Annotated in this window: 12 protein-coding genes and 1 tRNA gene; all 13 read right to left on the bottom strand. The window is 57.0% G+C overall.

Annotation, left to right across the window (positions count from 1 at the left end):
• The coding region (locus M5G17_RS23215) for a GTP-binding protein (protein ID WP_273895238.1) at positions 1 to 320 on the bottom strand (320 nt) is incomplete at its 3' end.
• Between the two features lie 31 nt (positions 321 to 351).
• On the bottom strand, positions 352 to 2499 hold the full coding sequence (gene fusA / locus M5G17_RS23220; RefSeq protein WP_273895239.1) for an elongation factor G: 2148 nt from the start codon (positions 2497 to 2499) through the stop codon (positions 352 to 354).
• A gap of 30 nt (positions 2500 to 2529) precedes the next feature.
• A complete protein-coding gene (gene rpsG / locus M5G17_RS23225; protein ID WP_008089143.1) occupies positions 2530 to 3000 on the bottom strand; it encodes a 30S ribosomal protein S7 in 471 nt (156 codons plus the stop codon).
• 119 nt (positions 3001 to 3119) lie between these two features.
• Positions 3120 to 3491: a 30S ribosomal protein S12 gene (gene rpsL, locus M5G17_RS23230; protein ID WP_003186084.1), complete on the bottom strand. Its 372-nt coding sequence runs from the start codon at positions 3489 to 3491 to the stop codon at positions 3120 to 3122.
• 210 nt (positions 3492 to 3701) lie between these two features.
• Positions 3702 to 7901 carry a DNA-directed RNA polymerase subunit beta' gene (gene rpoC / locus M5G17_RS23235; RefSeq protein WP_273895242.1) on the bottom strand — a complete coding sequence of 1400 codons (4200 nt, stop codon included), beginning with the start codon at positions 7899 to 7901 and terminating at the stop codon, positions 3702 to 3704.
• 64 nt (positions 7902 to 7965) lie between these two features.
• Entirely contained in the window at positions 7966 to 12039 is a 4074-nt protein-coding gene (gene rpoB, locus M5G17_RS23240; RefSeq protein ID WP_130266521.1) for a DNA-directed RNA polymerase subunit beta, read from the bottom strand.
• A 220-nt stretch (positions 12040 to 12259) separates the two neighbouring features.
• Positions 12260 to 12625 carry a 50S ribosomal protein L7/L12 gene (rplL, locus tag M5G17_RS23245; protein WP_130266522.1) on the bottom strand — a complete coding sequence of 122 codons (366 nt, stop codon included), beginning with the start codon at positions 12623 to 12625 and terminating at the stop codon, positions 12260 to 12262.
• A 78-nt stretch (positions 12626 to 12703) separates the two neighbouring features.
• Positions 12704 to 13204 carry a 50S ribosomal protein L10 gene (gene rplJ, locus M5G17_RS23250; RefSeq protein WP_043861937.1) on the bottom strand — a complete coding sequence of 167 codons (501 nt, stop codon included), beginning with the start codon at positions 13202 to 13204 and terminating at the stop codon, positions 12704 to 12706.
• A gap of 199 nt (positions 13205 to 13403) precedes the next feature.
• Complete coding sequence (gene rplA, locus M5G17_RS23255; RefSeq protein ID WP_010220296.1) at positions 13404 to 14099, bottom strand: 50S ribosomal protein L1; 696 nt, start codon at positions 14097 to 14099, stop codon at positions 13404 to 13406.
• Positions 14099 to 14530, bottom strand: a complete 432-nt coding sequence (rplK, locus tag M5G17_RS23260; RefSeq protein WP_010220295.1) for a 50S ribosomal protein L11 — start codon at positions 14528 to 14530, stop codon at positions 14099 to 14101. Before rplK ends, rplA begins: the two co-directional genes overlap by 1 nt.
• A gap of 119 nt (positions 14531 to 14649) precedes the next feature.
• Entirely contained in the window at positions 14650 to 15183 is a 534-nt protein-coding gene (nusG, locus tag M5G17_RS23265; protein ID WP_010220294.1) for a transcription termination/antitermination protein NusG, read from the bottom strand.
• A gap of 9 nt (positions 15184 to 15192) precedes the next feature.
• A complete protein-coding gene (gene secE, locus M5G17_RS23270; protein ID WP_273895243.1) occupies positions 15193 to 15561 on the bottom strand; it encodes a preprotein translocase subunit SecE in 369 nt (122 codons plus the stop codon).
• A gap of 45 nt (positions 15562 to 15606) precedes the next feature.
• Positions 15607 to 15682: transfer RNA gene (locus tag M5G17_RS23275), tRNA-Trp, on the bottom strand.
• Positions 15683 to 15783 lie beyond the last annotated feature (101 nt).

The following is a 15783-nucleotide window of genomic DNA, read 5'->3' on the forward strand; positions in this document are numbered from 1 at the left end:
GAGCAAACCAGGATCGCGCCGTCCATCTGGGCAGCACCGGTGATCATGTTCTTCACGTAGTCAGCGTGACCTGGGCAGTCAACGTGAGCGTAGTGACGAATGGTCGAGTTGTACTCAACGTGTGCGGTGTTGATGGTGATACCGCGAGCTTTCTCTTCTGGAGCGCTGTCGATCTTGTCGAAGTCGACGATTGCCGAACCGAAAACTTCGGAGCAAACGCGAGTCAGAGCTGCGGTCAGAGTGGTTTTACCATGGTCAACGTGACCGATGGTGCCAACGTTGACGTGCGGAAGGGAACGATCAAATTTTTCTTTAGCCACGACAGTGAACTCCTAGCCTAAAGGGGCTGAATCAGCCTTGTTTTTTAACGAGAGCTTCGACGATGTTCGACGGAGCTTCGGCGTATTTGGAGAATTCCATGGAGTAGCTTGCGCGACCCTGAGACATGGAACGAACATCGGTCGCATAACCGAACATCTCCCCGAGCGGCACTTCAGCACGGATAACCCTGCCGGAGACCGAATCATCCATACCCTGGATCAGACCACGACGACGGTTCAGGTCACCCATCACGTCACCCATGTAGTCTTCCGGGGTTACAACTTCGACCTTCATGATCGGCTCGAGAACCTGGCCGCCGCCCTTCTGGGCCAGCTGCTTGGTTGCCATCGAAGCAGCGACCTTGAACGCCATTTCGTTGGAGTCGACGTCATGGTACGAACCGTCGAATACCGTGGCCTTCAGGCCGATCAGAGGATAGCCGGCAACGACGCCGTTCTTCATCTGCTCTTCGATACCCTTCTGGATCGGGGCGATGAATTCCTTAGGAATCACACCACCAACGACTTCGCTGGTGAACACCAGACCTTCGGTGATGTTGCCTTTTTCGTCCACGTCCGGCTCCGAGAAACGGATCCAGCAGTGACCGAACTGACCACGACCACCCGACTGACGAACGAACTTGCCTTCGATCTCGACGTTGGACTTGGTGATCCGCTCGCGGTACGAGACCTGCGGCTTACCGATGTTAGCTTCGACGTTGAACTCGCGCTTCATGCGGTCAACGAGGATGTCTAGGTGAAGCTCACCCATACCCGAAATGATGGTCTGGCCTGTCTCTTCGTCGGTCTTGACGCGGAACGACGGGTCTTCCTGAGCCAGCTTGCCCAGTGCGATACCCATCTTTTCCTGGTCTTGCTTGGTCTTCGGCTCAACAGCTACCGAGATCACAGGCTCCGGGAAGTCCATACGCTCAAGAATGATCGGCTTGTCGGCGTTGCACAGAGTGTCACCGGTGGTAACGTCCTTCATGCCGATCAGCGCAGCGATGTCGCCTGCCAGTACTTCTTTGATTTCTTCACGCTGGTTGGCGTGCATCTGCACCATACGACCAACGCGCTCTTTCTTGCCCTTGACCGAGTTGATCACGGAGTCGCCGGACTGCAGCATGCCCGAGTAAACGCGCACGAAGGTCAGGGTACCCACGAACGGGTCAGTAGCAATCTTGAACGCCAGAGCCGAGAACGGCTCGTTGTCGTCGGCGTGACGCTCGTCGTAGTCGGCCTCGACCAACTCTTCTTTCGACTTCTCGATCAGGTCAGGGTGGATACCCTTGATCGCAGGAATCTCGGTCGGAGCAGGCAGGTAGTCGATGACAGCATCGAGAACCAGAGGAACACCCTTGTTCTTGAAGGAAGAACCGCAAACAGCCGGAACGATCTCGCTGGCCAGGGTGCGCGCGCGCAGACCGGCTTTGATTTCTTCGACAGTCAGCTCACCTTCTTCAAGGTACTTGTTCATCAGCTCTTCGTTGGCTTCAGCAGCGGCTTCGACCATATTGGCGCGCCACTGATTAGCCATCTCCAGCATATCGGCAGGAATCTCTTCCTCGCGATAAGTGGTGCCTTTGTCGTCGTCGTTCCAGTAGATAGCCTTCATCTTGATCAGGTCAACCTGACCCTGGAAGTTATCTTCCGAACCGATGGCCAGCTGAACCGGGACCGGGGTGTGACCCAGACGGTTCTTGATCTGACCAACAACACGCAGGAAGTCAGCGCCAGCACGGTCCATCTTGTTCACGTAAACAACACGTGGAACGCCGTACTTGTTGGCTTGACGCCATACGGTTTCGGACTGAGGCTCAACACCGGAGGTGCCGCAGAAAACAACAACGGCGCCGTCGAGTACGCGCAGCGAACGTTCTACTTCAATGGTGAAGTCAACGTGGCCCGGGGTATCGATGACGTTTACGCGGTAGTTGTCATACTGAGCACGGGAACCCTGCCAGAAGGTGGTAACGGCAGCGGAGGTAATAGTAATACCCCGCTCCTGCTCCTGCACCATCCAGTCGGTGGTCGCGGCGCCATCATGCACCTCGCCCATTTTGTGGCTCAGACCTGTGTAGAACAGGATCCGCTCGGTAGTAGTGGTCTTGCCCGCATCAACGTGCGCGCAAATACCAATGTTACGGTAGCGGTTGATTGGAGTAGTACGAGCCATAGAGCCCTCGCAAAAATAGTGATGCCAGAATTAGAAGCGGTAGTGCGAGAACGCTTTGTTGGCTTCAGCCATACGGTGTACGTCTTCACGCTTCTTGACTGCAGCACCTTTGCCTTCAGCGGCATCCAGCAACTCGCCAGCCAAGCGCAGAGCCATGGACTTCTCGCCACGCTTGCGGGCGTAGTCTACCAACCAGCGCATTGCCAGGGCGTTACGACGGGAAGGACGAACTTCAACAGGAACCTGGTAAGTGGCACCGCCAACACGGCGCGACTTTACTTCGACCAGCGGAGCGATGGCGTCGAGAGCTTTCTCGAAGATTTCCAGGGGATCGCTGTTCTTGCGCTCTTTGACCTTGTCCAGTGCACCGTAAACGATACGCTCGGCAACGGCTTTCTTGCCGCTTTCCATGACGTGGTTCATGAACTTGGCGAGAATCTGCGATCCGTATTTTGGATCGTCCAGAATCTCACGTTTGGCTGCTACACGACGACGTGGCATTGATAAGCCCTCAAACGGTCTTCAGGTTAGCCCGGGACAGTGCCCCTAAGGGTGCGTGCCCGACCTTACTCTTATCGACTCAATAAAATGAATAACTGCAAACTGCTACAAACGGCCGATTACTTCGGACGCTTGGTACCGTACTTCGAACGACCTTGGTTACGACCTTTGACGCCGGAGGTATCCAGGGAGCCGCGAACGGTGTGGTAACGAACACCTGGCAAGTCTTTTACACGGCCGCCACGGATCAGGACGACGCTGTGCTCTTGCAGGTTGTGGCCCTCACCACCGATGTACGAGGAAACCTCGAAACCGTTGGTCAGACGCACGCGGCATACTTTACGCAGTGCCGAGTTAGGTTTTTTCGGCGTGGTGGTGTACACACGGGTGCACACGCCACGACGTTGCGGGCAGTTCTGCAGCGCAGGAACGTCGGATTTCTCGACGATACGCTTACGCGGCTGACGTACCAGCTGGTTGATAGTTGCCATCTACTAGCTCCACTGTTGTCTTGCGACGCTATTGTCTTGCAAGAAAAGCAAAAATTGGCAGGACGAAGTCCCACCAAATTTAGGGGTACAAGAGTCTAAAGAGGATCTTGCCCCCAGTCAAGACAAGGCCCCGGCTCTCCCCTTCCGGTCATCGGCAACAAATTATGTCACCGATGGCCAAAACAGGTTTACCGGGGCCCCGTCCTACTTTCAGTTACCGCTGGAGTTCAGCGCTTCGGTCAGTGCGGCTTCCACCTCACTGGCACTTACGCGCAGCGGCTTGTCGGCATCACGGCGACGCTTGCGCTCGCTGTGGTAAGCCAGACCGGTACCGGCCGGGATCAGACGACCCACGACCACGTTTTCTTTCAGGCCGCGCAGGTAGTCGCGCTTACCGGTTACCGCCGCTTCGGTCAGTACTCGAGTGGTTTCCTGGAAGGAAGCCGCCGAGATGAACGATTCGGTGGACAGCGAGGCCTTGGTGATACCCAGCAGTACGCGAGTGAACTTGGAGACAAACTTGTCTTCCGCGCCGAGGCGCTCGTTCTCTACCAGTACGTGGGTCAGTTCCATCTGGTCGCCCTTGATGAAGCTGGAATCACCCGACTCGGCAATCTCGACCTTGCGCAGCATCTGACGCAGGATGGTTTCGATGTGCTTGTCGTTGATCTTCACGCCTTGCAGACGGTAAACGTCCTGAATCTCGTTGACGATATACTTGGCCAGCGCGCTTACACCCAGCAGACGCAGGATGTCGTGCGGATCGCTCGGACCGTCGGAGATAACTTCGCCGCGGTTCACTTGCTCGCCTTCGAAGACGTTCAGGTGACGCCATTTCGGAATCAGCTCTTCGTACGGATCGGTACCGTCGTTCGGGGTGATGACCAAACGGCGCTTGCCTTTGGTCTCTTTACCGAACGCGATGGTGCCGCTGACTTCAGCCAGAATCGAAGCTTCTTTCGGACGACGCGCTTCGAACAAGTCGGCAACGCGTGGCAGACCACCGGTGATGTCACGGGTTTTCGACGTTTCTTGCGGGATACGCGCGATAACGTCACCAACACCGATCTGTGCACCGTCGGCCACGCCGACCAGGGCGTTCGCCGGCAGGAAGTACTGAGCCGGTACGTCGGTACCTGGCAGCAACAGATCCTTGCCACTGGCATCGACCATCTTGATTGCAGGACGGATTTCCTTGCCTGCAGCCGGACGGTCTTTGACGTCCAGAACTTCAATGTTGGTCAAACCAGTCAATTCGTCAGTCTGACGCTTGATGGTGATGTTTTCTTCCATGCCCACGAAAGTCACGATACCTTTCATTTCGGTAACGATCGGGTGGGTGTGCGGGTCCCACTTGGCGACGATTGCGCCAGCGTCGACCTTGTCGCCTTCCTTCACGGAAATCACTGCACCGTAAGGCAGCTTGTAGCGCTCACGCTCACGACCGAATTCGTCGGCAATCGCCAACTCACCGGAACGCGATACGGCAACCAGGTTACCGTCGGCACGCTCAACCTGCTTCAGGTTGTGCAGACGAACCACACCACCGTTCTTCACCTGGACACTGTCAGCAGCCGAGGTCCGGCTTGCAGCACCACCGATGTGGAACGTACGCATGGTCAGCTGGGTACCCGGCTCACCGATCGACTGAGCAGCGATAACGCCAACAGCTTCACCGATGTTCACCTGGTGGCCGCGAGCCAGGTCACGACCGTAGCACTTGGCGCAGATACCGTAGCGGGTTTCGCAACTGATTGGCGAACGCACGATCACTTCGTCGATGCTGTTCAGCTCGATGAACTCGACCCACTTCTCGTCGACCAGGGTACCGGCCGGAACGATAACGTCGTCGGTGCCTGGCTTGAACACGTCACGGGCAATAACACGACCCAGCACACGCTCACCCAGCGGCTCTACAACGTCACCGCCTTCAATGTGCGGCGTCATCAGCAGGCCGTGCTCGGTACCGCAGTCGATCTCGGTAACCACCAGATCCTGGGCAACGTCTACCAGACGACGGGTCAGGTAACCGGAGTTCGCGGTTTTCAACGCGGTATCCGCAAGACCCTTACGAGCACCGTGAGTCGAGATGAAGTACTGAAGTACGCTCAAGCCTTCACGGAAGTTCGCGGTAATCGGCGTCTCGATGATCGAGCCGTCCGGCTTGGCCATCAGACCACGCATACCGGCCAGCTGACGAATCTGAGCTGCCGAACCCCGGGCACCGGAGTCAGCCATCATGTACATCGAGTTGAAGGACTCTTGCTCGACTTCGTCGCCATTGCGGTCGATGACTTTCTCTTTCGAGAGGTTGGTCATCATCGCCTTGGACACTTCGTCGTTCGCCTTGGACCACAAGTCGATGACTTTGTTGTACTTCTCGCCCTGGGTTACCAGGCCGGAGGCGTACTGGCTCTCGATCTCTTTCACTTCGTCGGTGGCAGCACCGATGATGCGCGCTTTTTCATCCGGGATAACGAAGTCGTTAACACCGATGGAAACGCCGGAGATGGTCGAGTAGGCAAAACCGGTGTACATCAGCTGGTCAGCGAAGATCACGGTCTCTTTTAGACCAACCACGCGGTAGCACTGGTTGATCAGCTTGGAGATCGCCTTTTTCTTCATTGGCTGGTTGACCACGTCGTACGACAGACCTGGTGGTACAACCTGGAACAGCAGAGCACGGCCGACAGTGGTGTCGACGATACGGGTGTTCTTGACGCTGCCACCATCACGATCGTTTACGGTTTCGTTGATACGAACCTTGATCTTGGCGTGCAGGGCAGCTTCGCCGGCGCGGAATACCCGGTCGACTTCCTGCAGGTCGGCGAATACGCGACCTTCGCCCTTGGCGTTGATGGCTTCACGGGTCATGTAGTACAGACCCAGTACAACGTCCTGCGACGGAACGATGATTGGCTCACCGTTGGCTGGCGACAGAATGTTGTTGGTCGACATCATCAGCGCGCGCGCTTCGAGCTGGGCTTCCAGCGTCAGCGGCACGTGAACGGCCATTTGGTCGCCGTCGAAGTCGGCGTTGTACGCAGCACAGACCAGCGGGTGCAGCTGGATAGCCTTACCTTCGATCAGTACCGGTTCAAACGCCTGGATACCCAGACGGTGAAGGGTCGGTGCACGGTTGAGCAGTACGGGGTGTTCGCGAATCACTTCAGCGAGAACGTCCCAGACCTCTGGCAGCTCGCGCTCGACCATTTTCTTCGCGGCCTTGATGGTGGTCGCCAGACCACGCATTTCCAGCTTGCCGAAAATGAACGGCTTGAACAGCTCGAGAGCCATCTTCTTCGGCAGACCGCACTGGTGCAGACGCAGGGTCGGACCTACGGTAATTACCGAACGGCCGGAGTAGTCAACACGCTTACCGAGCAAGTTCTGACGGAAACGACCTTGCTTACCCTTGATCATGTCGGCCAGGGATTTCAGAGGACGCTTGTTCGAACCGGTGATGGCACGACCGCGACGGCCGTTGTCCAGCAAGGCGTCGACCGCTTCCTGCAGCATGCGCTTTTCGTTGCGCACGATGATGTCCGGCGCGGACAGGTCGAGCAGGCGCTTCAGACGGTTGTTACGGTTGATCACCCGACGATACAGATCGTTCAGGTCGGAAGTCGCGAAGCGACCGCCATCCAGCGGAACCAATGGACGCAGATCTGGCGGCAGAACCGGCAGAACGGTCAGGACCATCCACTCAGGCAGGTTGCCCGAGCCCTGGAAGGCTTCCATCAGTTTCAGACGCTTGGACAGCTTCTTGATCTTGGTTTCCGAGTTGGTCTGCGGAATTTCTTCGCGCAGGCGACCGATCTCGTGCTCCAGGTCGATAGCGTGCAGCAGCTCGCGGACAGCCTCGGCACCCATGCGGGCATCGAAGTCGTCACCGAACTCTTCCAGCGCTTCGAAATACTGCTCATCGTTGAGCAGCTGGCCTTTTTCCAGGGTAGTCATGCCCGGGTCGATAACGACATAGCTCTCGAAGTAGAGAACGCGCTCGATATCACGCAGGGTCATGTCCATCAGCAGGCCGATACGCGACGGCAGCGATTTCAGGAACCAGATGTGGGCAACCGGCGAAGCCAGTTCGATGTGCGCCATGCGCTCACGACGAACCTTGGCCAGGGCGACTTCAACGCCGCACTTCTCGCAGATCACGCCGCGGTGCTTCAGGCGCTTGTACTTACCGCACAGGCACTCGTAGTCCTTGACTGGGCCAAAGATCTTGGCGCAGAACAGGCCGTCACGCTCAGGCTTGAACGTACGGTAGTTGATGGTTTCCGGCTTTTTAACTTCACCGAACGACCACGAACGGATCATCTCAGGCGAGGCCAATCCGATACGGATGGCGTCGAACTCTTCGACTTGACCCTGGTTTTTCAGCAAATTCAGTAGGTCTTTCAAGGCCTTTCCTCCTGGCGGAGCAGGGAGCGGGCTTTTCAGCCTCGCTCCCGATTCGCGTCACGTGTTATTCGGTTTCCAGATCGATATCGATACCGAGCGAACGGATCTCTTTGATCAACACGTTGAAGGACTCGGGCATGCCCGGCTCCATACGGTGATCGCCGTCCACGATGTTTTTGTACATCTTGGTCCGACCGTTCACATCGTCCGACTTCACTGTGAGCATTTCTTGCAGGGTGTATGCCGCGCCGTATGCTTCCAGCGCCCACACTTCCATCTCCCCGAAACGCTGACCACCGAACTGCGCCTTACCACCCAGCGGCTGCTGGGTAACCAGGCTGTAAGAACCAGTGGAACGCGCGTGCATCTTGTCGTCCACCAAGTGGTTCAGCTTGAGCATGTACATGTAACCAACGGTCACATGACGCTCGAACTTGTTGCCGGTACGACCGTCGAACAGCTGCATCTGACCGCTTTCTGGCATGTCTGCCAGTTTCAGCATGGCCTTGATCTCGCTTTCCTTGGCACCGTCGAAGACTGGAGTGGCCATTGGCACACCGCCTTTGAGGTTCTTCGCCAGGTCCAGGATTTCCTGGTCGGAGAAGGTCTCAAGCTCTTCCTGACGACCACCGATCTCGTTGTAGATCTCGGTGAGGAACTTGCGCAGTTCGATGACCTTGCGCTGCTCTTCGAGCATGCGGTTGATCTTCTCGCCCAGACCTTTGGCCGCCAGGCCCAGGTGGGTTTCGAGGATCTGACCAACGTTCATACGCGATGGTACACCCAGCGGGTTGAGTACCACGTCGACCGGCGTACCGTTGGCGTCGTGCGGCATGTCTTCGACCGGCATGATCACCGAGACCACACCTTTGTTACCGTGACGACCGGCCATCTTGTCGCCCGGCTGGATGCGACGACGGATTGCCAGGTAGACCTTGACGATCTTCAGTACGCCCGGTGCCAGGTCATCGCCCTGCTGCAGCTTGCGCTTCTTGTCTTCGAACTTGTCATCCAGCAGACGGCGACGATCAACGATGTAGGCCTGGGCCTTCTCGAGCTGCTCGTTCAGTGCGTCTTCGGCCATGCGCAGTTTGAACCACTGACCGTGCTCCAGACCGTCCAGGACTTCGTTGCTGATCACAGTGCCTTTCTTCAGGCCTGCACCACCGTCGACAACCTGGCCGTTCAGAGCCGAACGCAGACGTTCGAAGGTTGCGCCTTCAACAATGCGGAACTCTTCGTTGAGGTCCTTGCGGATCTCGTCCAGCTGCATCTTCTCGATGGACAGCGCACGGCTGTCGCGCTCGACGCCATCACGGGTGAAGACTTGTACGTCGATGACAGTACCTTTGGTGCCGGTAGGCACGCGCAGGGAGGTGTCCTTAACGTCGCTGGCCTTCTCGCCGAAGATCGCACGCAGCAGTTTTTCTTCCGGAGTCAGCTGGGTTTCGCCTTTTGGCGTGACCTTGCCGACCAGGATGTCACCAGCGCCAACCTCAGCACCGACATAAACGATACCGGCTTCGTCCAGCTTGTTCAGCGCAGCTTCACCGACGTTCGGGATGTCCGCGGTGATTTCCTCTGGGCCAAGCTTGGTGTCACGGGCCACACAGGTCAGTTCCTGGATGTGGATCGTGGTGAAGCGGTCTTCCTGAACAACACGCTCGGACAGGCAGATGGAGTCTTCGAAGTTGAAGCCGTTCCACGCCATGAACGCGATGCGCATGTTCTGACCCAGAGCCAGTTCACCCATGTCGGTGGACGGGCCGTCAGCCATGATGTCGCTACGCTGAACCGAGTCACCCTTGCGCACCAGCGGGCGCTGGTTGATGCAGGTGTTCTGGTTCGAACGGGTGTATTTGGTCAGGTTGTAGATGTCGACACCGGCTTCACCGGTTTCAACTTCGTCATCAGCAACCCGAACAACGATACGGCTGGCATCGACAGAGTCGATCACGCCACCACGACGGGCCACGACGCAAACGCCGGAGTCACGGGCAACGTTACGCTCCATGCCGGTACCGACCAGCGGCTTGTCGGCGCGCAGGGTGGGTACAGCCTGACGCTGCATGTTCGAACCCATCAACGCACGGTTGGCGTCGTCGTGCTCGAGGAACGGAATCAGCGAAGCTGCGACCGAAACTACCTGCTTGGGCGAAACGTCCATCAGGGTGACGTCTTCCGGCGCCTTGACGGTGAATTCGTTCAGGTGACGAACCGCTACCAGCTCGTCGATCAGGTGCTTCTTCTCGTTCATCGTGGCCGAAGCCTGGGCGATGACGTGATCAGCTTCTTCGATCGCCGACAGGAACACGATGTCGTCGGTCACGACGCCTTCTTTCACCACGCGGTACGGGCTTTCCAGGAAGCCGTACTGGTTGGTGCGAGCGTACGCAGCCAGGGAGTTGATCAGACCGATGTTCGGACCTTCAGGGGTCTCGATCGGGCACACACGGCCGTAGTGGGTCGGGTGTACGTCACGGACTTCGAAGCCTGCGCGCTCACGGGTCAGACCACCAGGGCCGAGTGCGGAGACACGACGCTTGTGGGTGATCTCGGACAGCGGGTTGTTCTGGTCCATGAACTGCGAGAGCTGGCTGGAACCGAAGAACTCTTTCACCGCCGCCGCAACCGGCTTGGCGTTGATCAGGTCCTGCGGCATCAGGCCTTCGCTTTCGGCCATCGACAGACGCTCTTTGACCGCGCGCTCTACACGCACCAGGCCAACGCGGAACTGGTTCTCGGCCATCTCGCCGACACAACGGACGCGACGGTTACCCAGGTGGTCGATGTCGTCGACGATGCCTTTGCCGTTACGGATGTCGACCAGGGTCTTGAGGACCTCGACGATATCTTCCTTGCTCAGCACGCCCGAACCTTCGATCTCGGTGCGACCGATACGACGGTTGAACTTCATGCGGCCAACGGCCGACAGGTCGTAACGCTCGGCGCTGAAGAACAGGTTGTTGAACAGGGTCTCGGCGGCATCCTTGGTTGGCGGCTCGCCAGGACGCATCATGCGATAGATCTCGACCAGCGCTTCCAGTTGGTTGCTGGTGGAGTCGATCTTCAGGGTATCCGAGATGAACGGACCGCAGTCGATGTCGTTGGTGTACAGGGTCTCGAGGCGAACAACCTGGGCCTTGGCGATTTTCACCAGGACGTCGGTGCTCAGCTCGGTGTTGCATTCAGCCAGGATCTCGCCAGTAGCCGGGTGCACGATCGCCTTGGCGGTAGTGCGGCCCAGGACGTATTCCAGCGGAACGTCCAACTGCTTGACGCCAGCTTTCTCCAGCTGGTTGATGTGGCGAGCAGTGATACGACGACCCTGCTCGACAATGACCTTGCCGGTTTCGTCATGGATATCCATGACCGCAACTTCACCACGCAGACGCTGAGGCACCAGCTCCAGGCTGAGCTTCTCGCCCGATACGTGGAAGACGTTGGTGGTGTAGAAAGCGTTCAGCACTTCTTCAGTGCTGTAACCCAGCGCACGCAGCAGAACCGACGCTGGCAGCTTGCGACGACGGTCGATACGGACGAATACACAGTCTTTCGGATCGAACTCGAAGTCCAGCCACGAACCGCGGTAAGGAATGATCCGCGCCGAGTACAGCAGTTTGCCAGAGCTGTGCGTCTTGCCGCGGTCGTGATCGAAGAACACGCCCGGCGAACGGTGCAGTTGGGAAACGATTACACGCTCGGTACCGTTGATTACGAAGGTACCGTTTTCAGTCATCAGGGGGATTTCACCCATGTAGACTTCTTGCTCTTTGATGTCCTTGATCGCTTTGTTCGACGATTCTTTGTCGAAAATGATCAGGCGGACTTTTACCCGCAGCGGAACCGCATAGGTCACGCCACGCAATACGCATTCTTTGACATCAAAAGCCGGTTCGCCCAGACGATAGCCAACGTACTCCAGGGCAGCATTGCCGGAGTAGCTGATGATCGGGAAAACCGATTTGAAGGCCGCATGCAGGCCCACGTCGCGGAACTGATCTTTGGTCGCTCCCGCTTGCAAGAATTCACGATACGAATCCAGCTGGATGGCCAGGAGGTAAGGCACATCCATGACGTCCGGCAACTTGCTAAAGTCCTTGCGGATACGTTTTTTCTCAGTGTATGAGTAAGCCATCAGCGTTCCCCAGCTTGGTCACCTGCTTGTTTGGCTTCTCCCGACGGGAGCAGCCAGAAAATCGTGCAAACCCCTTGGTTTGCGCCACCATCATTGGTGGTTACCGCTCGTTATCGGCGCCGACCTGGTCAGTTGCCAATAACGGAAAAAGGCCGGTGGCAAAAGCCACCAGCCATCAGCCTTTCGCTTATCGCTCGGGCTGGAGACGCACAGTCGAAAGTTACTTAACTTCGACTTCAGCGCCTGCTTCGGTCAGAGCCGCTGCAGCTTTGTCAGCTGCGTCTTTAGCGACGCCTTCCAGGATCACCTGAGGAGCGGTGTCAACCTTCTCCTTGGCTTCTTTCAGGCCCAGGCCGGTCAGTTCACGAACAGCCTTGATCACGTTTACTTTCTTGTCGCCAGCGGCTTTCAGAACAACGTTGAACTCGGTTTGTTCTTCAACAACGGCAGCGGCAGCAGCTGGGCCAGCAGCGGCAACAGCAGCGGTAACGCCGAAGGTTTCTTCCATTGCTTTGATCAGCTCAACAACTTCCAGAACGGTTTTCTGGCCGATTGCTTCGATGATTTGCTCGTTAGTCAGAGACATGACTTAAATCCTGTATTGGGGTGACAGCCTACGCAGCCATCAAATTAAACGTATGATTTCGAAAGGGCTTGCGGTGCCTTAGGCAGCAGCAGCTTCTTTCTGGTCGCGAACGGCTGCCAGAGTGCGGGCCAGCTTGCTGGTCGCGCCTTGGATCACGCTCATCAGCTTCGCAATAGCCTCGTCGCGGGTCGGCAGGGAAGCCAACACGTCGATCTGGTTTGCGGCAAGGAACTTGCCGTCGAACGCAGCTGCCTTGATCTCGAACTTGCTCTGACCCTTGGCGAATTCAGCGAACAGACGAGCAGCAGCGCCCGGGTGTTCGTTGGAGAACGCGATCAGGGTAGGGCCGGTGAACACGTCGTTGAGGACACTGAATTCAGTGTCAGCAACAGCGCGCTTGAGCAGGGTGTTACGTACAACACGTACGTAAACGCCAGCTTCACGAGCCTCTTTACGGAGTCCGGTCATTGCGCCTACAGTCACGCCACGGGCATCAGCCACGACAGCAGACAGGGCGACTTTGGCAGCCTCGTTGACTTCAGCGACGATGGCCTTCTTGTCTTCGAGTTTAATTGCCACGGGTAAAACTCCTGCTTGTTACCGTTTCATCCAACCGAAGCCGGATGTCGTTTTGGTGTCTGGCCCCGTAAGGGACCAGGGGCACCATCTGCGTAGGCTTGTGGTTTAAGACTTGCGTCGCCTACGGTCTTGGATAGCCCCCGCCAGGCAGGGACCCCAATTTTTCAACCTGGTGCGATCGCTCACACCGGGATTTGTCTTACGCGCTCAGCGAACTCTGGTCGATGACCAGACCTGGGCCCATAGTGGTGCTCAGGGTAACGCGCTTGACGTAGATACCTTTCGAGGAAGCCGGCTTGATACGCTTCAGATCAGCGATCAGGGCTTCAACGTTTTCCTTCAGCTTGCCAGCTTCAAAGCCGACTTTGCCAACGGAGGTGTGGATGATGCCGTTTTTGTCGGTGCGATAACGAACCTGACCAGCCTTGGCGTTTTTAACCGCGGTGGCGACGTCTGGAGTTACGGTACCGACTTTCGGGTTAGGCATCAGGCCGCGAGGACCCAGAACCTGACCCAGCTGACCCACAACACGCATTGCGTCCGGGGAGGCAATAACGACGTCATAGTTCAGGTCGCCGCCTTTCATTTCGGCAGCCAGATCGTCCATGCCTACACGGTCAGCGCCGGCAGCCAGAGCGGCTTCAGCAGCTGGACCCTGGGTGAAGACAGCTACACGTACGGTCTTGCCAGTGCCGTGTGGCAGCACGGTAGCGCTACGAACGACCTGGTCGGATTTACGTGGGTCAACGCCGAGGTTGACAGCAACGTCGAAGGATTCGCTGAACTTCACGGTGGACAGTTCGGCCAGCAGCACTGCTGCTTCTTCGAAGTTGTAGACTTTGCCTGCTTCGATTTTCGAAGCAATGGCCTTTTGGCGCTTGGTCAGCTTAGCCATTACACACCCTCCACGTTGAGGCCCATGCTGCGAGCGGAACCGGCGATGGTACGCACGGCCGCATCCATGTCAGCAGCGGTCAGATCAGCATTTTTGGTTTTTGCGATCTCTTCCAACTGAGCACGGGTCACAGTACCGACTTTAACGGTGTTCGGACGTGCAGAACCGCTGGTCAGGCCAGCTGCTTTCTTCAGCAGAACCGAAGCAGGGGTGCTTTTGGTTTCGAAGGTGAAGCTGCGGTCACTGTAAACAGTGATGATCACAGGAGTCGGCAGGCCGGCTTCTTGACCCTGAGTACGGGCGTTGAAGGCCTTGCAGAATTCCATGATGTTCACACCGTGTTGACCCAGTGCTGGACCAACGGGTGGGCTTGGGTTGGCCTGGCCGGCCTTTACTTGCAGCTTGATGTAAGCCTGAATCTTCTTAGCCATGAGCTACTCCAATATCGGGTACGAACGCCAGAAGGCTCCCCGGATGACTTGCGTTTTATCCCAGTGACGACAAAACCCCGCAGCACATAGGGCTGCGGGGTATGGGATGCATTGTTCGGCTAGACCTTCTCGACCTGGCTGAACTCGAGCTCTACCGGAGTAGAGCGACCGAAAATAAGCACGGCCACTTGGATCCGGCTCTTCTCGTAGTTAACTTCTTCAACGGTACCGTTGAAATCAGCAAACGGACCATCGATAACACGGACAACTTCGCCCGGCTCGAACAGAGTCTTTGGTTTCGGCTTGTCGCTACCATCAGCGACGCGGCGCAGAATGGCCTCAGCTTCCTTGTCGGTGATTGGCGCAGGCTTGTCTGCAGTACCACCGATGAAGCCCATGACGCGCGGGGTATCCTTGACCAAGTGCCAAGTCCCTTCGTTCATGTCCATTTGGACCAGCACATAACCTGGGAAGAACTTACGCTCGCTCTTGCGCTTCTGGCCATTGCGCATCTCAACCACTTCTTCAGTGGGGACCAGAATCTCGCCGAAGCCATCTTCCATGCCAGCCAGCTTTACGCGCTCGATCAGCGAGCGCATTACATGCTTCTCGTAACCCGAGTAAGCATGCACAACATACCAACGCTTAGCCACGGGACACCCTTAGCCAACAATCAAGGAAATCAACCAACCCAGCAGGGAGTCAAGACCCCACAGCAGCAACGCCATCACCAGGACAACCGCCACTACGATGAGCGTGGTCTGCGTGGTTTCTTGGCGGGTTGGCCATACGACTTTACGAATCTCGGTGCGAGCTTCCTTTGCCAGCGCAAAGAACGACTTGCCTTTAGCGGTCTGCAGGGCAACGAAGCCAGCTGCAGCTGCCAGGGCAAGCAGGACGAGTACGCGGTACAGAATCGGCGAAGCGGAGTAATAGTGATTACCCACAACACCAACAACCACCAAAGCGACAACAGCCAGCCACTTGAGCAGATCAAAACGAGAGTCTTGGGCTTCAGCCTTGGGAGTCATCTAGGAAAATCCTGTGAAAAGAAAGCCAGACACACGAGGTGAATCTGGCAGGTCAGGAGGGAATCGAACCCCCAACCTACGGTTTTGGAGACCGTCGCTCTGCCAATTGAGCTACTGACCTAAAAGCTTATCAGGCCGGCCATTATGCCGGCCTGATCGAGAGAAATCAACTACTTATTCGATAATCTTTGCTACTACACCAGCGCCGACGGTACGACCGCC

It is taken from the genome of Pseudomonas rubra (assembly GCF_028656935.1).
GTDB lineage: Bacteria > Pseudomonadota > Gammaproteobacteria > Pseudomonadales > Pseudomonadaceae > Aquipseudomonas > Aquipseudomonas rubra.